Annotated in this window: 21 protein-coding genes; 19 read left to right on the top strand and 2 right to left on the bottom strand. The window is 38.2% G+C overall.

Translation table 11 applies throughout. The annotated features are described in order from the left end of the window. Positions 1 to 7: 7 nt before the first annotated feature. Together HYG93_RS09535 and HYG93_RS09530 are read right to left on the bottom strand one after the other, a co-directional pair. On the bottom strand, positions 8 to 436 hold the full coding sequence (locus tag HYG93_RS09535) for a low molecular weight protein-tyrosine-phosphatase (protein ID WP_106985615.1): 429 nt from the start codon (positions 434 to 436) through the stop codon (positions 8 to 10). After that, a complete protein-coding gene (locus tag HYG93_RS09530; RefSeq protein ID WP_120365813.1) occupies positions 436 to 1,491 on the bottom strand; it encodes a polysaccharide biosynthesis/export family protein in 1,056 nt (351 codons plus the stop codon). Before HYG93_RS09530 ends, HYG93_RS09535 begins: the two co-directional genes overlap by 1 nt. Before the next feature lie 445 nt (positions 1,492 to 1,936). On the opposite strand from HYG93_RS09530, the gene tviB reads away from it, so the two are divergent. The 19 genes from tviB to HYG93_RS09435 all read left to right on the top strand — a co-directional run bounded on the left by tviB (position 1,937) and on the right by HYG93_RS09435 (position 22,657). Further along, a complete protein-coding gene (tviB, locus tag HYG93_RS09525; protein WP_117007688.1) occupies positions 1,937 to 3,214 on the top strand; it encodes a Vi polysaccharide biosynthesis UDP-N-acetylglucosamine C-6 dehydrogenase TviB in 1,278 nt (425 codons plus the stop codon). 13 nt (positions 3,215 to 3,227) lie between these two features. Continuing rightward, on the top strand, positions 3,228 to 4,250 hold the full coding sequence (locus HYG93_RS09520) for an NAD-dependent epimerase/dehydratase family protein (RefSeq protein ID WP_178962438.1): 1,023 nt from the start codon (positions 3,228 to 3,230) through the stop codon (positions 4,248 to 4,250). 10 nt (positions 4,251 to 4,260) lie between these two features. Next, complete coding sequence (locus HYG93_RS09515) at positions 4,261 to 5,433, top strand: lipopolysaccharide biosynthesis protein (RefSeq protein ID WP_178962437.1); 1,173 nt, start codon at positions 4,261 to 4,263, stop codon at positions 5,431 to 5,433. 23 nt (positions 5,434 to 5,456) lie between these two features. Next, complete coding sequence (locus HYG93_RS09510; RefSeq protein WP_256733414.1) at positions 5,457 to 6,026, top strand: DapH/DapD/GlmU-related protein; 570 nt, start codon at positions 5,457 to 5,459, stop codon at positions 6,024 to 6,026. A 93-nt stretch (positions 6,027 to 6,119) separates the two neighbouring features. Next, complete coding sequence (locus tag HYG93_RS09505; RefSeq protein ID WP_178962434.1) at positions 6,120 to 6,668, top strand: acyltransferase; 549 nt, start codon at positions 6,120 to 6,122, stop codon at positions 6,666 to 6,668. A 31-nt stretch (positions 6,669 to 6,699) separates the two neighbouring features. Beyond that, positions 6,700 to 7,818 (top strand): glycosyltransferase, encoded by a 1,119-nt coding sequence (locus tag HYG93_RS09500; RefSeq protein ID WP_178962433.1) that lies wholly within the window; start codon positions 6,700 to 6,702, stop codon positions 7,816 to 7,818. Then, the gene (locus HYG93_RS09495) at positions 7,815 to 8,909 is read left to right on the top strand and encodes a glycosyltransferase (RefSeq protein WP_178962432.1); all 1,095 of its coding nucleotides are present in this window, start codon (positions 7,815 to 7,817) and stop codon (positions 8,907 to 8,909) included. Before HYG93_RS09500 ends, HYG93_RS09495 begins: the two co-directional genes overlap by 4 nt. Beyond that, complete coding sequence (locus tag HYG93_RS09490; protein ID WP_178962431.1) at positions 8,906 to 10,048, top strand: glycosyltransferase family 4 protein; 1,143 nt, start codon at positions 8,906 to 8,908, stop codon at positions 10,046 to 10,048. Before HYG93_RS09495 ends, HYG93_RS09490 begins: the two co-directional genes overlap by 4 nt. Beyond that, positions 10,045 to 10,653, top strand: coding sequence for a sugar transferase (locus HYG93_RS09485; protein ID WP_178962430.1), 609 nt, complete (start codon positions 10,045 to 10,047; stop codon positions 10,651 to 10,653). The genes HYG93_RS09490 and HYG93_RS09485 overlap by 4 nt, the downstream gene beginning before the upstream one ends. After that, entirely contained in the window at positions 10,646 to 11,302 is a 657-nt protein-coding gene (locus tag HYG93_RS09480; RefSeq protein WP_178962428.1) for a NeuD/PglB/VioB family sugar acetyltransferase, read from the top strand. The genes HYG93_RS09485 and HYG93_RS09480 overlap by 8 nt, the downstream gene beginning before the upstream one ends. 35 nt (positions 11,303 to 11,337) lie before the next feature. Then, a complete protein-coding gene (locus HYG93_RS09475; protein WP_178962426.1) occupies positions 11,338 to 12,507 on the top strand; it encodes a DegT/DnrJ/EryC1/StrS aminotransferase family protein in 1,170 nt (389 codons plus the stop codon). A gap of 60 nt (positions 12,508 to 12,567) precedes the next feature. Further along, positions 12,568 to 14,412: a nucleoside-diphosphate sugar epimerase/dehydratase gene (locus HYG93_RS09470; RefSeq protein WP_178962424.1), complete on the top strand. Its 1,845-nt coding sequence runs from the start codon at positions 12,568 to 12,570 to the stop codon at positions 14,410 to 14,412. Positions 14,413 to 14,649: 237 nt separating this feature from the next. Beyond that, the gene (locus tag HYG93_RS09465; protein WP_178962423.1) at positions 14,650 to 15,819 is read left to right on the top strand and encodes a nucleotide sugar dehydrogenase; all 1,170 of its coding nucleotides are present in this window, start codon (positions 14,650 to 14,652) and stop codon (positions 15,817 to 15,819) included. Between the two features lie 35 nt (positions 15,820 to 15,854). Beyond that, positions 15,855 to 17,276, top strand: a complete 1,422-nt coding sequence (locus tag HYG93_RS19655) for a lipopolysaccharide biosynthesis protein (protein WP_178962421.1) — start codon at positions 15,855 to 15,857, stop codon at positions 17,274 to 17,276. Further along, positions 17,273 to 18,148, top strand: coding sequence for a hypothetical protein (locus HYG93_RS09455; RefSeq protein WP_178962419.1), 876 nt, complete (start codon positions 17,273 to 17,275; stop codon positions 18,146 to 18,148). The genes HYG93_RS19655 and HYG93_RS09455 overlap by 4 nt, the downstream gene beginning before the upstream one ends. Positions 18,149 to 18,308: 160 nt before the next feature. Further along, complete coding sequence (gmd, locus tag HYG93_RS09450; RefSeq protein WP_178962417.1) at positions 18,309 to 19,427, top strand: GDP-mannose 4,6-dehydratase; 1,119 nt, start codon at positions 18,309 to 18,311, stop codon at positions 19,425 to 19,427. 3 nt (positions 19,428 to 19,430) lie between these two features. Next, positions 19,431 to 20,408 carry a GDP-L-fucose synthase gene (locus HYG93_RS09445; RefSeq protein ID WP_178962415.1) on the top strand — a complete coding sequence of 326 codons (978 nt, stop codon included), beginning with the start codon at positions 19,431 to 19,433 and terminating at the stop codon, positions 20,406 to 20,408. Positions 20,409 to 20,567: 159 nt separating this feature from the next. Next, positions 20,568 to 21,797 (top strand): O-antigen ligase, encoded by a 1,230-nt coding sequence (locus tag HYG93_RS09440; RefSeq protein ID WP_178962413.1) that lies wholly within the window; start codon positions 20,568 to 20,570, stop codon positions 21,795 to 21,797. After that, positions 21,794 to 22,657 (top strand): glycosyltransferase, encoded by an 864-nt coding sequence (locus tag HYG93_RS09435; RefSeq protein ID WP_178962411.1) that lies wholly within the window; start codon positions 21,794 to 21,796, stop codon positions 22,655 to 22,657. Before HYG93_RS09440 ends, HYG93_RS09435 begins: the two co-directional genes overlap by 4 nt. The last annotated feature ends 31 nt before the right edge of the window (positions 22,658 to 22,688 follow it).

Genomic DNA, 22,688 nt, shown 5'->3' with positions numbered 1-22,688 from the left:
AAAATAATTAAATATGGTTTTTCCAGTCAGTGACACATTGCTGAATGAGTGCACAGGCTTCATTAAATGTTTCTTGATCCTTTTGATAAGGATCGGCAACGTTGCGTCCTTGCCAATGACCTAAGCGAAAGGTTTTTCCCTTGGCAAAAGGCCAAGTCTGCTCGACATGTTTTTGCTGATTTTGACTCATCACCAGAATCAGATCTGCTTGTTTGATGAGTTCAGCATTCAATTTACGCGCCACATGTGCCTGCATTTGAATCCCCAATTCCGCCATGCAATGTTGCGCTTTTTCATCTGCAGGATGCCCCACCAGACCTGAAATACCTGCAGAATGGATTTTTAAATGAGGAAGTTCCTGTTTAAAAAAATATTCTGCCATAGGACTACGACAAATATTACCAATGCAGACCACTAAGATATTTTGAATCTGCATTACTGACCTAACCGATCTAAGTTGGAAATTGCGCTAGAGAAGGGCAGTACTTGATTGACTACACGTTGCCAGCGCGCAAGCCCAGATGCATCTACATACACAATATCATTACTACGCATCTTGAACTGATTGGCCAAGCCAAAGTCACCAATGCTGGCTAAATTTAAATGATAAATTTCAGTTACTGGATGATCGGCACCACTACGTACGACGTAAATTTTGCCACGACTTGCAGAAAGTGGATTTAAACCTAAGCTTTCACCCAACACATCGCTGAGCGTCATCCCTTGATCACGCATTGGTAGGGATTGATTTTTTCCAGATTCACCCATCACATAAATCTTTTGGTTTTCACGTGAGTTGACGTAGAGCGTGTCATTTGGCTGAATCAGCAGGTTATGCAGAGAATAGCCTGCTTTTTCTAATTCAATACTATTGAGCGTATAGGTTTGTCCTTGGCGCACGAGGGTAATTGAAGTATTGTCACCAAATTGTGTATTTACCCCACCAGCAAGACCTAAGGCAGTATATACACTAACAGGTTGATCACTGAGGAAGAACTGTCCACCTTTCATGACATTACCCTGAACTGAGTAACGCTGGCCTTGATAGGATAAAACACGTGCGACTACATCAGGTGTTTTAAGATAACGTGACAATTGACTACGAAGTTCTTGGTTGACTTGGGCCAACGATTTACCTGAGGCTTTATAACGACCAATGACAGGGAATTGAATATAACCCTGCTGGTCAATTTGATAACCATTAGATTGAACACCAACGTCATTATTAATATTGTTTACTGGTGGTGTAATTTCTGGATAAGCCCATAAATAAATAGACAGAATATCGCCAGCACTGAGTTTATAATTGTTATGTGTGCGATTAAATAAATGCGCAAAACTTTGTTGATTAAATTGAGCAGGTTGAAAAGCAGGAAGAGATTCTTGTGTGATTTTTACCACATTAACCTGTGTTCCAAGTTCAGTTTGGTATAAACCTTCACTTGGTAAATCATAGGTTTGTAAGCCTGAAGTAATTGCACAGCCAGTCATTCCCAAGCTGAGAGCTGCGATTAAACTGTAACGGTATAAGTCCACTCTAAATCAAATCCTATTTATAAAAATAATTGGGTCACACACATACGGGTTAACAAAACCCCAAATATAGATTAAAACACGGTATGAATTTATACCATTATTGTGCGCTAATATAACACAAGAAAACTTTGCGTCGTAAGCTTTTCAAAAATATCTGATGTAAGCCAGTTCATCTGTTTTTAGGTGCTGCTTAATATGTATTTGAATATTGAACTGATTTATTAAAATAAGCATTTATAAATATTGTTAAGACTATTTCTATAATGTATCTCGGGTTGTATTCCAGTTGATTTATGTGGTGATCGCTTATTCTAGCGCATCATTTAGTAGCAAATTCTGCTATATTAGCAAGCTCATTATCATGTCATGATGATTCATCATCGATCGCATAGGCTTCTGTATGTTACAGCTTTCTGAACTAAAAATAGCAATTATTGGTCTAGGTTATGTGGGACTTCCTCTTGCAGTAGAATTTGGAAAAAAAGTACCCGTGGTGGGTTTTGATATCCATCAAAAGCGTATTGATGAGCTACAAAGCGGGCAGGATCATACTTTAGAAGTTTCACCTGAAGAATTACAACAAGCAGCACATTTAAGCTACACCACGAATTTACAGCAACTCGAAGACTGTAATTTCTTTATTGTTACTGTTCCGACCCCAATTGACGAATATAAACAACCAGATTTAACCCCATTGGTTAAAGCTTCAGAAAGCATTGCAAAAGTGTTGAAAAAAGGTGATGTGGTTGTCTATGAATCAACGGTTTATCCGGGTGCAACGGAAGAAGTTTGTATTCCTGTTTTAGAGAAAAACTCAGGTTTAACATTCAATCAAGATTTTTATGCAGGTTATAGCCCTGAGCGTATTAACCCGGGCGATAAACTGCACCGTGTGACGAATATTTTAAAAATCACCTCGGGTTCTACACCTGAAGTCGCTGATTATGTTGATGCAGTTTATAACCTGATTATTGAAGCAGGCACACACAAAGCAGCCAGCATTAAAGTTGCAGAAGCAGCCAAGGTAATTGAAAACACCCAGCGTGATGTGAATATTGCCTTAATTAATGAATTGGCATTGATTTTCAATAAAATGGGTATTGATACCGAAGCGGTATTACAAGCGGCAGGTACTAAGTGGAACTTCTTACCGTTCCGCCCTGGTTTGGTTGGCGGTCACTGTATTGGCGTTGACCCGTACTATTTAACCCATAAAGCACAAGCGATTGGCTACAACCCTGAAATTATTTTAGCGGGTCGCCGTTTAAATGATGGTATGGGCGCTTATGTGGTAACGCAGTTAGTGAAAGCCATGCTGAAAAAACGCATTCAAGTAGAAGATGCCAAGGTTTTAATTTTAGGTTTAAGCTTTAAAGAAAACTGCCCGGATATTCGTAATACCCGCATCATTGATATTGTGAAAGAATTGCAAGAATATCATGTCAATGTTGATGTATATGACCCATGGGTAGATGCTGCTGAAGCTGTGCATGAATATGGGATTCAGCCTGTACAAGCGCCTGCACAAGGTGAATATGATGCTGTGATTTTGGCAGTCGCGCATGAACAATTTAAAGACATGGGCGTAAATGCCATCCGTGCTTTGGGTAAGGCTGATCATGTACTCTATGATTTGAAATACGTGTTATCTCAAGCTGAATCTGATCTTCGTTTGTAAGAGGCATACCAAAATGAATCAATATCAACAGGTATGTGAAAACCTTAAAACAGCGCCTAAAACATGGCTGGTGACAGGTGTTGCGGGCTTTATTGGCTCGAATCTTCTCGAAACATTGCTCAAGTTAGGTCAAACCGTAGTGGGTTTAGATAACTTTGCTACAGGTCATCAGCATAATTTGGATGAAGTGCAAAGTTTAGTCACTGCTGAGCAATGGGCAAAATTCAGTTTTATTGAAGGTGATATTCGCCAATTTGCCGACTGCCAAAAAGCCTGTGTTGGCGTGGATTATGTCTTGCATGAAGCCGCTTTAGGTTCTGTACCGCGTTCGATTGCCGATCCGATCACCACCAATGACACCAATATCAGCGGTTTCTTAAATATGCTTACTGCTGCGCGTGATGCAGGTGTTGCCAGCTTCACATACGCAGCCAGCAGTTCAACTTATGGTGATCATCCTGCATTGCCAAAAGTTGAAGAAAACATTGGTAATCCATTGTCGCCTTATGCAGTGACCAAGTATGTCAATGAGCTATATGCCGATGTCTTTGCACGTAGCTACGGTTTTAAAGCGATTGGCCTGCGTTACTTTAACGTATTTGGTCAGCGCCAAGATCCAAACGGTGCTTATGCAGCAGTGATTCCAAAATGGACGGCATCGATGATCGCTGGCGAAGATGTGTACATTAATGGTGATGGTGAAACCAGCCGTGATTTCTGTTTTATTGATAATACGGTTCAAGCCAATATTTTGGCGGCAACAGCATCTGATGATGCTAAAAACCAAGTGTATAACGTGGCTGTGGGTGACCGTACTACGCTCAATGAGTTATATCGTGCTATTCAAGTCGCGCTTGCTGAAAATGATGTTCAATTTGAGCGTGATCCTGTGTACCGTGAATTCCGTGCAGGAGATGTACGTCATTCACAAGCCAGCATTGCTAAAATTGAGCAAGGTTTGGGTTATGCACCGCAGTTTAAAATTGCCGAAGGCATTCAATTGGCCATGCGTTGGTACGTCAATAACTTAAAATGATATTGAACCGATGATTGCGAAACTCTTCGCAAAATATCAGTCTATTGGACTGATTACCTTAAGTTTACTGGCAGGTGCGATAATGACATTTATCGCACTTCCTGTTTTAACACGCCTCTATTCTGTTGCTGATTTTGGCGCGTATGGCATTGCTTTGGCGATTGTCAGTGTACTTTCAACAGTAGCCAATTTACGTTTGGATCAAGCGCTGTTGGTCGCTGAGGAACAAGATAAAAAAAGCCTGATTTTTGAGGGTGCAGTCTTTTCAACAGTAATCGCTGTGATGAGTGGCATCGTTATCAGTCTGATTTTAAATGTTGAAATGGCATGTGCTGTGGCAACTGGTGTGCTTGCCAATACCTTGCTTCAAAGCGTTTATAACTATCAATTTGCTGCGCATAAGGAATATTTTTGTGCGAGCTTAAATATTTTTAGAAGTGCGATTGTGGTTGCAGTGCAATTGAGTTTGCCACTGTTTATGCAGATCAGTTTGGTGAATAGCTACAATGTTAGCTCGATCCTGATGATTGTGGCAGTGCTGATTTATTTAATGAGGTATCAGCTCTATCAAGTCAGTTGGCGCGCGTTTAAAAATTATCAAGACTTTATCTATGCCAATACGCCTCATGCCTTGCTGAATAGTTTTTCACATAATTTGCCGTACTATGTGGTGTCGCATTTTGTCGGTGTGCAGGCGATGGGTTTTTATGCCATTGTTGAGCGGACTTTACGTGTTCCGATCAATTTGATTTCACAAACCTTACGTCAATTTTTTATCCGTAAGTTTAAAAGCACGGATTCAAACAAAAATGCCTTGAAGGCAAGTGTGCTTTTAAGCTTGGTGTCGCTGCCTCTTTTTGCAATTTTCTTTATCTTGCCTGAATCGGTATATCTTTGGATTTTCGGTTCTGAATGGGTTGGCATCTCAACTTATTTCCAAATTTTGGCGTTGGGCTATTGGGCGGTTTTCTGTAATCCGCCAAGTTCGGCTTATTTAATTGCCAAGCGCAATAGCCAAGTATTATTTAAACTGCAAATGGTAGAACTCATCATTAAGTTCGCTTTATTTGCAGGTTTATATGTTTTATGTGCCGATAAAATTTATATGCTCTTGGCGGTGCCTGTGGCACTAATCATTTATAACTTTGCCATTTTATATGTAGTGTGGAGAAACAAAAGCTGATGTTTTTTAAATTGTTAAAGCTGATGAGTTGGTTCACTGCACAATGCCGTCAGCAATTTTATAACCTGGCTTTTGGCACGAAATTTCGTTATTTCGGTAAAGCCTGTACGGTCGAAATTAGTGGACAAGTGAAGATTGGTCAGAATGTTTATATTGGCGATCATGTCAGTTTAATCGTCGAGCAAGGTGCAAGCTTAGAAATCGCGGATAATAGTTTCATTGGTGAAAGTTGTTATATCAAATGCTTTGGTGGCAAGGTGTCGATTGGTAAAGATGTCAGCATTAACTCTAAGTCATTTATTAATGGCTGTGGCGGTGTGAGCATTGGTGATAACACTCGTATAGGCACGCAAAGCATTATCATTGCCAGTAATCATAAATTTGGTGAACCTGATGTGTTGGTGAAAGATGCGATTACCAAACAAGGCGTGAGTTTAGGCGAAAATATTTGGCTGGGTGCGCGGGTGACGGTACTCGATGGTGTGAAAATTCCAAGTGATTCAGTGATTGGCGCATGCAGCCTCGTGTCGAAACCTTTGGATGAATCGGGTGTCTATGTCGGCAGTCCTGCTAGAAAAATCAAATCACTGTGACTGCTGATCCATACCGTTCAGTATATTTTCAGCGTAAAATAGCGGACTTATTTTACTCCTTTTAAGTTGCCTCGCCTCATTCAGGTATTGTGTATGTCATTTATGATTTCTGCTTTTCGACAGTTGTTTGATTTGGCTTATTTTATGGCAAAAGGCAGTGTGGCTTATGCACGTAAAAAAGGTGTGACAGTCGGGGAAAACTGCCGAATTTATATTAAAAGCTGGGGCTCAGAACCATTTTTGGTCAGCATTGGTGATCATGTGACTGTGACCTCAGGAGTGAAATTTATTACCCATGATGGCAGTACCTGTTTGGTGAAAGATGAGCAAGGTAAACGCTACCAACGCTTTGCACCAATTCAAGTCGGTTCGCATGTATTTATTGGGGTCAATAGCATTATTATGCCCGGTGTGAGCATTGGCTCTAATGTGGTGATTGGTGCAGGCTCGGTGGTGACCAAAGACATTCCAGATCATAGCGTGGCGATTGGCGTACCTGCCAAAGTGGTATCCAGTTTTGCTGATTATCAAGCCAAAATTCAAAGCACCTGTGCCAGTGATAGTGAGCTGGCAGGCATCACGGATTATCGTGAGCGGGTTGAGCGCGCCATGGCAATTCAAGCTTCAAAAACACCGTATTAATATTCTCCCATTTTAAAATTTAGGTCTGATTATGTTGAATAAAGTCATGTTCTTTTTGCCGAGCTTGGGCGGTGGCGGTGCAGAACGTACAGTCATTCAACTCGCCAATAGCTTTGCAGAACAAGGTCTGAATATTCATTTGGGCGTGTGTGATGTCACAGGTGATAAAGCCAAGTTGTTGCCTGAAGTCAGCCCGAAAATTCAATTGGTGAATTTTAATTGCGGTCGAGTGATGAATAGCATCACACCGTTAAAGATGAAGCTGAAAGCTGAGCAATATGACTGCTTGGTGGCAACGCAAACCCATACCAATATTGTGGCAGGTATTGCAAAAAAACTGGCAGGCGTTCAAACCGCATTGATCTTGCGCGAAGTATCGACACCCTCTAAAAATATGAAGTTGCAGGGCATTGCCAAATTTGTGCTGAAAACTTTGGTGAATTGGACTTATCCCATAGCACAGCAAGTGGTCTGTGTCTCGAAAGGCGTAGAAACTGATTTTCGTGAATATTATGCTTATAAGAAAAATAACCTGAGCACCATTTATAACCCTGTGCTGGATGATGCTTATTTTGAAAAGCTCAAAGCGCCTGTCACGCATCGCTTTTTTGATGGTCACAATAAAGTGATTTTGGCGGTAGGTCGTCTGACTGAAGCAAAAAACTTTGGTTTTCTAATCCGTTCTTTTAAAGCCTTATATGATCAGCATTCTGAAACCCGTCTGATTATTTTAGGGGAAGGGGAACTGCGTGTTGAATTTGAAGCTTTGGTATCGGACTTGGGCTTAAGTGATGTGGTGGATTTACCGGGTTTTGATTCAAACCCGTATGCCTATTTTAAATATGCATCGCTTTTTGTTTTAAGCTCCAATTGGGAAGGTCTACCGGGTGTCTTGATTCAGGCACTTGCTTCCAAAGTGAAAGTAGTCAGTAGCGATTGCCCAAGTGGACCAATGGAAATTTTGGACCATGCAAAATTTGGCTTATTGGTCGAATGCAATGATCAAGCAGGCTTGACGCAAGCTATGCAACAGGCAATTTTTGCCGATTATGTAGATTATTCAGAAGCTGATTTTGAAGCGCATATTCAGCAATTCCACAAAGTAACGGTATTGAGGCAGTACTTAAACATGATGGAGTCTGCAACATGAGCAAACCATTGATGGTGCATGTGATTACCAACTTTGCAGGGGTAGGCGGTGCAGAAATGATGCTGGCGCGTCTGATTCAATATACTGAAAATCAATACCAACACGTGATCATCAGTTTGATGAAAACCTCAGAGGTCTATCAAAGCACGCTCGATCGTTGTCAGTCACATTATGCTTTAGGTTGGAATGGCATCAATACCCTGAGTACCATTCAAAAATTACGTAAATTGCTAAAGCAGTTACAACCAAAAACCGTGCAATGTTGGATGTACCATGCCAATGCCTTAACCAGTTTGAGTGTCATTGGCTTAGCTAAAAAACCAAAGGTGGTGTGGGGCGTTCATCATTCTCTTGCTTCACCGAAAGATGAATCCATCAGCACCAAGATTGCTCTAGGTTTAAGTAAAATCTTATCAAAACAGCCAAATCACATTATTTATTGTGCGCATTCTTCATTGGAACAGCACCAAGCGTTTGGCTTTCAAAACCCAAATAGCCAAGTGATCGCCAATGGGGTATTTCTTGATAAATTTCAGCCGAACCCTGAATTGCATCAGCCAACCGTGATTGGTTTTGCAGGGCGTTACCACACGGCAAAAGGCTATCCGTATTTATTTGAAACCATGGGCTTACTGAAAGATGAGAACATCATCTTTAAAATTGCAGGTAGTGGTGCAAGTTTAGAGAATGTGGACGTCAAAGCCTTATTTGAACAGTATCAATTAGATGTCGAAAAGGTACATCTACTGGATCAAATTTCAGATATGCCTGCGTTCTATCAATCGATTGATGCATTTCTTATGACGTCAATTACTGAAGGTTTTCCGAATGTCTTGGTAGAAGCGATGGCATCAGGGTTACCGTGTATCAGCACCGATGTTGGCGATGCTAAATACATTGTGCAGGACTTAGGCGCAATTGTACCGCCACGCAATGCACACGCTTTGGCAGAAGCAATCTTGGCGTATGTGCAAAAAACAGAAGCAGAAAAACACGCTTTAAAACAAGCAACGCGTAAACGAGTTGAACAGAATTTCAGTATCGAAACGGTCAGCGGTCAATATATGCAGGTGTGGAGTCAACAGGCATGAAGTTTTTAATGATATGTAGTTATTTGCCCTCTGCACTGAACTTCCGTGGCAAGTTATTAGAAGCGATTGCAAATCAAGGCTATGAGATTCACATCATGGCGCCTGAGCTGAGTACGTTTCCTGACGAATATCAACAGTTGCAGTCGCTCGGATACACCGTACATGATATTCCAATGCAACGCACCGGCACTAATCCTGTTGCAGACTTAAAATTACTTAAAAACCTGTATCAGCAGATTCGTCGCATTCAGCCTGACTATGTGCTGTCTTATACCATTAAGCCAGTCATTTATGGCATGCTCGCATCATGGTTGGCAAAAGTCCCACATCGCTTTGCTTTAATTACCGGTCTAGGTTATGCCTTTCAAAATGTTGAATCAGGTAAACGTAGTCTGTTTCAAAAAATGGTGCATGGTTTATATGCACAAGCCTTGAAACATAGTGATAAAGTCTTTTTCCAAAATCCTGATGATTTAAAGTTATTCCAAGACATGCATTTGCTTGAAGCTGAAAAACCGACGGTGGTGGTGAATGGCTCAGGTGTCAATGTACAAGATTTTGATGTCTTGCCCTTACCGCAAAATGATGCGGGCGTAGTCAAAGCCTCATTCTTACTGATTGCACGTTTGCTCGGTGATAAAGGCGTACGTGAATATGCTGAAGCCGCACGGATCATCAAAGCAAAATACCCAGCAACTGAGTTTCATTTGGTCGGTTGGATTGATGATAATCCCTCAGCCATTGCCCAAGTTGAACTTGATGAATGGATTTCCGATGGTCGCCTCAACTATTGGGGTAAACTGAGTGATGTACGTCCTGCGATTAGCCAAAGCTCGGTCTATGTATTGCCGTCGTATCGTGAAGGTACGCCACGTACCGTGTTAGAAGCGATGGCGATGGGACGTGCGATTATTACTACTGATGCACCAGGTTGTCGTGAAACTGTTCAACATGGGCAAAATGGTTATTTGGTCGGGGTGAAATCAGTCGATGATTTGGTGCAAAGCATGCAGTACTTTATTGAAGATCCAAAATTGATTGAATATATGGGACAGCGTTCACGTGAAATCGCGCTGAATAAATACGATGTACATCAGGTTAATGCACACATGATGGCTGAAATGGGAATGTGGCGATGATCAAACGTATTTTAGATATTGCGATTGCATCGACCGCTTTAATTCTGCTGTCGCCTGTGTATTTTATGGTGGCGCATAAGGTGAAAAAGAATTTAGGTTCGCCTGTCTTATTCCGTCAGGTACGTCCGGGTTTGCATGGCAAGCCGTTTGAAATGGTGAAGTTCCGCACCATGAAAGATGCACTCGATGCGGACGGCAATCCATTGCCTGACAGTGAGCGTCTGACGCCATTTGGAAAAATGCTTCGTGCCACCAGTTTGGATGAAATGCCTGAACTGTGGAATGTGATTAAAGGCGATATGAGTATTGTCGGACCACGACCATTATTGATGGAATATTTACCGCTCTATAATCGTGAGCAAGCCAAGCGTCATAACGTGCGTCCGGGCATCACAGGTCATGCTCAAGTGAATGGTCGCAATGCCATTTCATGGGAAAAAAAGTTTGAACTCGATACTTGGTATGTGGAAAATCAGTCTTTATGGCTCGATTTTAAAATCATGCTGAAAACAATAAAAAAGGTGATTGCTAAGGATGATATTAGTGCTGAAGGCGAGGCAACCATGACAAAATTTACCGGCACACCGGATAAAAATAATGACTAAACTTTTCGCGATTTACGGTGCTTCAGGTTGTGGGCGTAGCCTGATGCCTGTCGCGCGTCAGCAATTGGCACGTGAACAAGATCAATCTGAAATCGTATTCATTGATGATGCTTTAACAGACATCGCACTGGTAAATGGTCATCGTGCCATGAATTACCAAGCGTTTCTCAATGAATTTGCATCGACAAAATACGTGCAAATCGCGATTGCCAATAGTCGTGTGCGTGAAAAAATCGCTCAGCGTTTAGAAGCGGATGGCATTCAGCTTTGGTCGATCACTGCGGACCATGTGGTTTTAATGGATCAAATTGAACTCGCTGAAGGTTCTGCTTTGAGTCCTTTTGTCAGCATTGGCTCCAATGTCAAAATCGGCAAGTGTTTTCATGCCAATTTATACAGTTATGTCGAGCATGATTGTGTGATTGGGGATTTCGTTACTTTCGCGCCAGGCGTAAAATGCAACGGCAATATTCATATACACGCGCATGCCTATATTGGCGCGGGTGCGATGATTAAGCAGGGCACACCTGATCAGCCTTTAGTGATTGGTGTAGGTGCAATTGTGGGTATGGGTGCTGTCGTGACCAAAAGTGTACCCGCAGGCGTCACTGTGGTCGGTAATCCTGCCCGAATTGTGGCTTCAAAATAGATTTTTAAACTCGATTTTTAGACTGGGAAAATTCCATGTTAAACAGTGCATTTGAGCCTTGGCCAAGCTTTACCCAAGCAGAAGCCGATGCGGTGTCAAAGGTCCTATTATCCAATAAAGTGAATTATTGGACAGGTCAGGAATGCCGTGAATTCGAAAAGGAATTTGCACAGTTTGCAGGAACCAAGCATGCGGTTGCCGTTGCCAATGGTACAGTCGCACTCGATTTAGCCCTCAAAGCTTTGGGTATTGGTGCAGGCGATGATGTGATTGTCACCTCACGGACTTTCTTGGCGTCAGCAAGTTCAATTGTCACCGCAGGTGCCAACCCAATTTTTGCCGATGTGGAACTGGATTCACAAAATATCTCACGCCGTACCATTGAGGCGGTAATCACGCCAAATACCAAAGCCATTATTTGTGTGCATTTAGCAGGCTGGATGTGTGATATGGATCCGATCATGCAATTGGCTGAGGAAAAAGGCATCTTCGTGATTGAAGACTGTGCCCAAGCACATGGCGCGATGTACAAAGGTAAATCGGCAGGTTCAATTGGTCATATTGGCGCATGGTCATTCTGCCAAGACAAGATTATGACCACAGGCGGTGAAGGTGGGATGGTCACCACCAATGATGAAGGTCTTTGGAAAACAATGTGGTCGTATAAAGATCACGGCAAAAACTTTGATAGTGTTTATAACAAGCAACATCCACCGGGCTTCCGTTGGTTGCATGATTCATTTGGCACCAACTGGCGCATGATGGAAATGCAAGCGGTGATTGGTCGTCTACAGCTCAAACAAATGCCTGAGTGGACGGCAAAACGTAATGCCAATATGGCACGTATCCAAGCCGTATTTGAAAGTAGCCCTTATTTTACCGTAGCGAAACCGTCAAATGATTATGTACATGCCGCTTATAAATGCTATGTGCAAGTCAATGTTGATGCTTTGCCAGAAGGCTGGTCACGTGACCGCATCATGGCGGAAATTTCATCTCAAGCTGTTCCATGCTTTAGCGGTTCATGCTCAGAAGTATATTTAGAAAAAGCCTTTGATGGCACAGCATGGCGTCCAAAACAATCATTGCCACAAGCAAAACAACTCGGTGAAAGCAGTTTGATGTTCTTGGTACATCCAACATTGTCGGATGCCAGCCTGCAAAAAACCGTGGATGTCATTACGCAAGTCATCGCAAAAATCTAAACCTGAAAAGCGCGTATAATAATACGCGCGAATATTCCCTTGACCTGATTCGAGCACGTTGTGAAAGACATTATCCGATCTATAGCATCATTACCGCGTCGCCAAAAGCAAATTGTTTTGGTGCTGATGGATATCTGTGTTTTACCGTTGATGATGTGGCTGGCGTATGCCATTCGTTTGGCGCGTCCGAATGTACAGGTCATGCAAGGCTTAGACGCTTGGTATATCTATGTCGGTATTTTTGGCATTGCTATTTTTGCTTTGCTCGGGATTTACCGCGCAATTGTCCGTTCTTTTAATGAAGACTATTTACTGCGGATATTAATCGGGACATTTATTCAAATTGTGGCGCTGTACACGATTAAAAAACTGAATGTTGCATTTATTCCCATGAGTATTCCACTGATGTATGGCTTTATGCTGTTTTCATATATGTGGTGGAGCCGAGCGGTCATTCGTTATGCAACATTAAAAACCTTTGCCAAAAAGCAAAGCCGTAAACGTGTTGCAATTTATGGTGCAGGCTTAGCAGGTCAGCAAATTGCAGCAGCGCTAAACCGTTCAGATGATTATTTACCTGTTTGTTTTATTGATGATAAAAAATCATTACGTAGCCAGTCTTTAAGTGGTTTAAAGATTTATTCACCCAAAAAAGCACAAACTAAATTGGGTAAATTTGGTATTGAAGAAGTCTTACTTGCGATGCCTTCGGTCGGACGTGCACGAAAAAAAGAGATTATTGAATCTTTTGATTCGGCAGATGTCAAAATTATGGAGTTGCCTGGGGTAACGCAACTGGTGGATGGGCAAGTCCAAGTCTCAGATATTCGTGAAGTGGATATTATTGATTTACTAGGGCGTGATCCTGTACCGCCTAAAGCTGAATTGTTAGAAAAGAATATTAAAAATAAAGTGGTCATGGTGACAGGAGCAGGGGGGTCGATCGGCTCTGAATTATGCCGTCAGATCGTGAAGCATCAGCCGAAATTGCTGGTGCTGTTTGAAATGTCTGAATTTGCTTTGTATTCGATTGACCGTGAATTGCAGGCATCTGATATACAAATTATTCCAGTCTTAGGTTCTGTCACCAATCAGTCAAAACTGGAACGTATATTGCAACAATATGCGGTACAAACGGTGTATCACGCGGCAGCTTATAAGCATGTGCCGCTTGTGGAGGCAAATCCATTTGAAGGTATTTACAATACCTCAATTGGCACACAGCGCAGTGTAGATGCTGCGGTGAATCAAAATGTTGAAACTTTTGTTTTAATTTCAACGGATAAAGCGGTACGTCCAACCAATGTGATGGGTGCTTCTAAACGTATGGCAGAGCTGTATTGTCAGGGTTTAGCATCGACCAACCCAAAGACTCAAATCAGTATTGTGCGTTTTGGTAATGTGCTAGGTTCATCAGGTTCTGTGGTGCCATTGTTTAAAAAGCAAATTGCACAAGGCGGACCTGTCACGGTGACGCACCCTGAAGTAACGCGTTACTTTATGACTATTCCAGAGGCTGCACAGCTGGTAATTCAAGCAGGGGCGATGGGTACTGGCGGTGATGTATTTTTATTAGATATGGGTGAGCCTGTTAAAATTGTAGACTTAGCCAAACAAATGATTCGCTTGAGTGGTTTTAAGCCTGTAGATGAAAAAGGGCTTGGGGATATTAAGATTGAATTTACTGGGCTAAGACCAGGTGAGAAATTGTATGAAGAATTATTAATTGATGTAGAAAATGTTGAAAAAACAAAGCATGAGCGGATTTTAAAATCTTTTGAGCAATTTTATAGCATTAAAGAAATGAAGGAAGTTTATGTAAATTTTGAAAAGATACATAAAGATGAAGATAGGTTAAGTTTGTATAAAATCCTTGAAAATCATGTGGATGGATTTGTTAGGTAAAAATACAATCTGATTATATTATAATGAGAGAATTATATTTAAATAAAATGAAGCGTATTTTTCGCAGATTTTGTAAAAAATATGTATAATTCCTCGCGTTAAAATTTTTTGAATGATTATTTTATAAGTTATGGCAATTATTATGCCTGCAATTTACTTTGAAACATAATGTAAATGAATGCCAATGGAATAATGGGACATGTGCATATATTTAACCAAGAAGAGCGGTGAGGACGAATGTCTAAAATAACAGTAGTTGGTACGGGTTATGTGGGGCTTTCAAATGCGATGCTTTTCGCAGAGAAACATGAAGTTACTGCATTAGATATAGATAAACATCGTGTAAATTTGTTACAACAATTAAAATCACCCATCCAAGATGAGTTAATTGAACAGTATCTCACTAAAAAAAATATTCACTTTAAAGTGACGATGGATCAGCATGAAGCTTATGCTATGGCTGATTTTATTATTGTTGCAACACCAACAAACTATGATGAGAGCACAAATTATTTTGATACAAGCTCAATCGAGCAAGTATTAGCTCATTTAAGTGAAATTCAAAGTAAATCGATCATTATTATTAAATCGACAATACCAGTTGGTTTTACAGCAAAAATGCAAAATCAATATTCAGATTTGCATATTGTATTTGCCCCAGAGTTTTTGCGTGAAGGCAAAGCACTCTTTGATAATTTGTACCCATCGCGGATTGTCGTTGGTGAAAAAAGTGATGTTGGTGAGACCATCGGGCTTTTATTTAAAAATTCTTGCTTAAAAGATGATGTTGATGTTTTGTTGATGGACGCAACGGAAGCAGAAGCTGTTAAATTGTTTTCAAATACATATTTGGCAATGCGTGTAGCTTATTTTAATGAGCTAGATAGTTATTGTGCACTTCGTGGTTTAAATTCGAAAGATATTATTCAGGCTGTTGGTTTAGATCCACGTATTGGTTCGCATTATAATAATCCTTCTTTTGGTTATGGTGGCTATTGTTTACCTAAAGATACCAAACAGCTTTTAGCAAATTATCAAGATGTACCTCAGAGCTTAATTTCTGCGATTATTCAGTCAAATACTACGCGTAAAGATTTTGTCGCAGAACAAATCCTGCAGCTAAAGCCTCATGTGGTAGGAATCTATCGTTTGGTCATGAAACAAGGATCTGATAACTTTAGAGAGTCTGCTATTCAGGGTATTATGAAGCGTATTAAGGCTAAAGGTGTCGATGTAATTGTTTATGAACCGAATCTAATAGATACGCATTTCTTTAATTCGGAAGTGGTACAGTCTTTTGAGGACTTTAAGCAGCGCGCAGATGTGATTATTGCGAACCGTGCTGTGGCGGAATTGAGTGATGTTGCGGATAAGGTTTACACGCGTGATTTGTTTGGGGAAAACTAAATGCAGCTTGATAAATTTTATAGTGAAGCTAAATTGTGAGTTTTGCCAATAATACGAAATGGGTGGCGCTTGCCCAATTTATAAAAATTCTATGTCAAATTATGAGTTTGGTGGTATTGGCGAGATTAATACCTCCAAATGAATATGGAATCATGGCTATGGCCGGGGTTATTGTAGCCTTAGGATTTCTTTTTCGTGATATGGGAACATCTGCAGCATTAATTCAAAAAGAAACCATAAACGAGAATTTAAAAAATGCAGTTTTTTGGCTAAATGTACTTACTGGGGGCTTGTTGGCCGTCGTTATTTGTTTACTTTCTCCATTGGCAGTTAGTTACTTTAACGAACCAAAATTATTAAAGGTATTGATGCTGCTGTCATTATCATTCCCTATAACAAGTTTGGCATCTTCGCATTTGGCTTTAATGGAGAGGGATTCTAATTTTAAAAAAATTGCATATATTGAATCGATCAGCAGTTTGCTTTCTACGTTATTTGCTATATTTGCAGCTTATAAAGGGGCAGGAGTTTATAGTCTTGTTGTGCAGTCATTAATGAATGCACTTTTATCTACATTGTTAATTTGGAAATCTTCAAATTGGATTCCATCCCTATATGGTTATAAGTATCTTAAAGATATTAAACAAATCATTGGTTTTAGTGGAAATTTGGTTGCATTTAATTTTATAAATTATTTCTCTAGAAATGCAGATAGATATGTAATTGGCCACTTTATGGCAAGTACTATATTAGGTGCCTATGATTTAGCATATAAAATCATGCTTTTCCCATTGCAAACACTTACTTTTGTAGTTAGTCGTTCAATGTTGCCAATACTTAGTAAGCATCAAAATGACACTATTAGCTTTAATGATACCTATTTGAAAGCACTTTCTTGGATCACTTTCATCTCTTTTCCTCTTATGACTGGAATCATGGTGCTTAAAGATCAGTTTGTGGCAATTGTTTTTGGAAATCAATGGTCTTTAGTTGCTGGCATACTGTGGTGGTTAGCGCCGGCAGGCATGCTTCAATCTATGAACAGTACAACTGGAGCAGTTCTTACAGCGAAAGGAAAAACTAATGTATTGTTTTATACAGGGATTATGAGTGCAGTAATATATGTATCAGGGTTTCTGATTTCTGTGAAATATGGGATCATAGAATTCTCAAAATTTTACTTTTACTCAAATGTTTTAGCTGTAGGGCTGAATTTATTAATTCTTTTTAGATTAATTGATTTAAATTTGAGAGATTTATTTGGGAAAATATTTCCATCTATTGTATCTAGTTTTTTAATGTTTTTTGTGTTGATGAATTTAAAGGTTTTCTTTGATGAGAGTGTATTAAGTTTTATTTTTTTAATATTTTTAGGTATGGTGTTGTATATATTTTTTAATGTTTTGCTTCCTAATAATTTAATTTCTAGATTTATTGATGAGAGGAAAAGAGTGTGAAGTACCTCAATACTAAAGTTTCTTCTATATATAATGCTATGTATGTATTTGCTATTAAGATATATTTGTTATTTTGTTATTTTGTTATAAAAAGAAAAATACCTTTATCAAAAGAAAAAGCTGATGTTATTGTGAGTTTAACTTCATATCATAAAAGATTTAAGTCTCTAAAATGGACTTTAGAGTCTCTGATGCAACAAAAAACTCAATATCAGTATCGATTAATTCTGATTTTAAGTCAGGAAGATATCAAAAAATATGGAAAACTTCCTGGATACTTATCTAACTTTCAAAAAAGAGGATTAGAACTCTTAATTGTTGAGGAAAACCTAAAATCTTATAAAAAAGCTTTTTATACTTACGAAATGGGAGCTCCATTAGTAACTGCTGATGATGATATATATTATCCCTTGTATTGGTTGCAAAAAATAATGGAAGAGTCGGTAAAGACACCAAATATAATTTTAGCATATAGAGGTCATTATATACTTAATGAGAATAATAAAATTTTACCTTATGTTGAATGGATGAAATGGTCGGAGAAAAATTTTTATAAAGAAGAAAGATATAGTTTTTTGCCAACTGGAACTTCGGGAGTTTATTATCCAATTGATTCTTTGAAAGGGTTGAAGGAGAGTAAAGAGAATTTTTTGCATATTTGCCCACATGCAGATGATTTTTGGTTTAAATATTTAACGGTCTGTAATGCTTTTAAAGCAAGACGAATTAGTGAAAAGAATATTCATTTTCCTATAATGAATAAAGGAGAATCATTGTTTGAGGTTAATGTTGGTGAAGGTTTGAATGATATTCAGTTTGAAAAAATTTTTTTGAAAGATTTAGCTTTTTTTAGAAAAATCATTGAAGAGTAAATTTTTAAACGATGGGCTGATTTTATTTTTAATTAAAAATAAAATTGGATTAAAAAATATCTTAAATTGTTTTACATGATTATTCTGGTTTGGTTTTAATTAATTTTATCTGAATTGAATTAGAATGGTTTTATAAAATTTATTGAAAATTGGATAGACTATGAAAAAGGCACTTATTACAGGTATTACAGGTCAAGATGGCTCATACCTTGCAGAATTTTTATTAGAAAAAGGCTATGAAGTTCATGGCATCAAACGCCGTTCGTCTTTATTTAATACCCAGCGTATTGACCATATCTACCAAGATCCGCATGAGTCACATGCACGTCTGCATTTACACTATGGTGATTTAACCGACTCATCAAATTTGACCCGTATTTTAGCTGAAGTACAGCCTGACGAAGTCTATAACTTAGGTGCACAGTCACACGTAGCAGTATCATTCGAATCACCAGAATATACAGCCGATGTCGATGCAATTGGCACTTTACGCTTGTTAGAAGCGATTCGTTTCTTAGGTTTGGAAAAGAAAACTAAATTTTATCAAGCCTCTACTTCTGAGCTCTATGGTTTAGTGCAAGAAATTCCGCAAAAAGAAACCACGCCATTCCATCCACGTTCACCGTATGCAGTTGCAAAGCTTTATGCTTACTGGATTGCTGTAAACTACCGTGAAGCATATGGCATGTTTGCCTGCAACGGTATTTTGTTTAACCATGAGTCACCTCGCCGTGGTGAAACTTTTGTTACTCGTAAAATTACCCGTGGTTTAGCCAATATTGCTCAAGGCTTAGACCAGTGTTTATATATGGGTAATTTAGATTCACTGCGTGACTGGGGGCATGCTAAAGATTATGTGCGTATGCAATGGATGATGTTACAGCAAGATCAGCCTGAAGATTTTGTTATTGCGACAGGTGTTCAGTATAGTGTGCGTCAATTTATTGAATGGTCAGCGCTTGAATTAGGCATTACTTTGGAATTCACGGGTACAGGTGTGGATGAAAAAGGTATTGTAGTTAAGGTAGAGGGTGATAATGCGCCTGCAGTGAATGTTGGGGATGTATTGATTGCTGTAGATCCACGTTATTTCCGCCCTGCAGAAGTTGAAACATTACTTGGTGACCCATCTAAAGCAAAAGAAGTCCTTGGCTGGACACCAGAAATTACAGTACAAGAAATGTGTGCTGAAATGGTGGCTGAAGATTTGAAGGAAGCACAACGAATTGCACTTTTAAAAGCCCATGGTCATAACGTATCTGTATCTTTGGAGCACTAAGAAATGTCAGTTGATTTAAATCAACGCATTTTTGTGGCTGGCCATCGTGGGATGGTCGGCTCAGCAATTGTGCGCCAGCTTCAAGCCAAAGGCTACATAAATATTATAGTAGCAACACATGCTGAACTTGATTTATGTAGTCAGGTGGCAGTAAATAACTTTTTTAAAACCCATCAAATTGATCAGGTGTATTTAGCTGCAGCAAAAGTAGGCGGTATTCATGCCAATAATGAATATCCAGCGGACTTTATCTATCAAAATTTGATGATAGAGGCAAATGTAATACATGCTGCTCATGTAAATGATGTACAAAAGCTGATGTTTTTAGGGTCATCATGCATTTACCCTAAAATGGCACACCAACCTATGGTTGAGTCTGAGCTTTTGACGGGTGTCTTAGAAAGTACTAATGAACCTTATGCCGTAGCAAAAATTGCTGGTATTAAGCTGTGTGAAAGTTACAACCGTCAGTTTGGGCGTGATTATCGTAGCGTAATGCCAACGAATTTGTATGGTCCGCATGATAATTATCATCCTGAAAATAGCCATGTAATTCCTGCATTACTTCGCCGTTTCCATGAAGCGGTAAAAGACAATGCTGAAGTGGTAACGATTTGGGGTAGTGGTAAGCCAATGCGTGAATTCTTGCATGTGGATGATATGGCAGCAGCCAGTATTCATGTTATGGAATTAGACACTGAAATATTTAAAGCTAATACGCAACCGATGCTGAGTCATATCAATGTTGGTACAGGTATGGACTGTACCATTCGTGAACTGGCAGAAACTGTTGCTAAAGTAACGGGTTTTCAAGGTCGTTTAGAGTTTGACGCAACCAAACCTGATGGTACACCGCGTAAATTGATGGATGTAAGCCGTTTAGCTGATTTAGGCTGGAAGGCGAGCATTTCATTAGAAGATGGTTTGCGTGATGCTTATCAGTGGTATTTAAACAATATTGATTTTGCAAGATCTAGCTAAGATAGGTTTAGTTGCTTACTAAAAAAATCCATTATTTTATTCCTCATTTCTAAATTATTCGGTTTTAGGAGTGGGGTAAATTAATAATCATAGCAATTATTTAAAAAATATTTTTTGGGATTATGTTATGATTTATATTAAAAATTGTATCAATAAATTATGAAATTAAAGTTATCGCCAGTAAGATTATATACATATATCGTTTTAATGATTTTTACATTATTATCATTAACGCCGATTACACAGCTGATAGCGACAGGCGGTGCTGTTCAAGAGGCAACAGGTGATATATATGTAGATCCATTAGCAACTGCATCAAACTATTTAGTTTTTCTATTGGGATTGACGCTCATGTTATTGTTGTGGAAAAAATCTAGTTTGAGTAAGATAATAAGTTACAAAATATGGATTTTTTTTATATCATCTTTATATGTTTTTTTAATTTCTCTTTTTTTTTCATTAAATGTTAATTTGAGTTTATTTGTTAATAATATAATTTATATAATTTTATTTTTTTTGATATTTGATAAATATGGTTTTGATTTTTTAATTAAGGTAATTATAAGGTGTTTTTTATTAATACTTTTTATGAGTTATATTTTTATCTTTATGTTTCCTGATTATGGTGTTTCTATCGGAACTCATGATGGGGCATGGCAGGGTATATTTACACATAAAAACCAATTTGGTGTTTTTTTGTCATGTTTTTTGATGTTTTTAATATTAGCTAGATATAATCATATTATAAGTAAAAAACTTTTTGTTTTTTATATCTTGTTGGTATTTTTGGCTTTAGTATTTTCTAAATCTTCAACGGCTTTGGCTGTGTCTGTGATTTCTCTTTTTTTGTATTACTTGGGGAGATTTAAGTATATTTTTTATAAGGGTTTATTTGGTAGTTTTTTTGCAAAAATATTTTTCATATATATTATTTATTTTTCAATTATGAATGGTGCTGAATTATATGCTGATATTTTGGGGAAGCAAACAGTTGGATATTCAAATCGGGATATTATATGGGGTTTAGGTATAGCAGTTTTTTTAAATCATATTTGGTTTGGTTCTATTCTAGATAAAAGTTTTAATATTTTAGATTATTTATCTGTGTATTTTGGGGCGATGATTGGAACATTTCATAATACATATATAGAAAGCTTTGCTACGTATGGTATTATAGGTGGATCTTTCTTTATGTTGCCTTTGATTTATTTGATTTTTAAAATAGATAAAAATAATTTTATTTTATTTTATTCAATTCTTATTCCACTGTTGATTTACCTGTTTATGGAAAGTTTATTTACAGTAAAGAGTTTTGTTGTTTTTTTGTTGTTGGTTTTGTACATTTCTTCAGTCTTTAGTGTTGGAGAGTTTAAAAAAGGTAATTTATGAATACTCCTTTAGTTACTGTTTATATCCCAACCTACAATAGAGTTGATCTATTAAAACGTGCAGTTGAATCTGTTCGTAATCAAACTTACACCAACTTAGAGATAATTATTGTTGACGATTGCTCAACTGATAATACTCATAAATATTTAAAAGAAGTTTCAGGTTTAGATCAAAGGATTCGTTACTTTATCAAAGAAAAAAATTCTGGTGCATGTGTTAGTCGTAATATTGCTATTGAGAATGCAAATGGTGAATATATTACAGGCTTAGATGATGATGATTATTTTTTAAAAAATAGAATAGATTTATTCCTGGATAATGTATGCTATCTAAAAAAATTTAAATTTATATATTCTAGTGTAATATATGAGAAAAATAATATTACAAGAAAACAGGGTAGTATTAGATTACATGAGGTTGATTACAATAGTTTAATTTATATGAATCATGTCGGTAATCAAATTTTTTGCAAGCTATTAACTCTTAAAGAAAATAAATTTAACACTAATCTAGCTGCTTGGCAGGACTGGTATTGTTGGATGACAATATTGCAGAAAGGTGGGAAAGGTAAATTTATTGAGGGATATACGTATGTCCTAGATGATAATGATAGAGTTAGAATAACAAATAGAAATAAGGACGATAAGATAAAGAAAGTGTATAGTCAATTTGTTAATGATTATAAATTGAATTTTATTGAGAGTAGAATACTGTCTGCTAATATGGTTCCATATGGTATAAATGTGCCTTTTTTTTGCGGTTTTATTTTAAAAATTAGTGATTTATCTTTTATATTTCGGTTTTGGTACTGGAAGAGGATTTTTAATTTTTTTAAATTTTTATTGAATAAGCCGCATTAGTATTTTTTCTCATTTAAAAGAGGATGTTTTT

It is taken from the genome of Acinetobacter sp. SwsAc6 (assembly GCF_013391565.1).
Lineage (GTDB): Bacteria > Pseudomonadota > Gammaproteobacteria > Pseudomonadales > Moraxellaceae > Acinetobacter > Acinetobacter cumulans.
The sequence above is the reverse complement of the archived record's forward strand: the minus strand, read 5'-3'. Positions and strand labels throughout refer to the sequence as shown.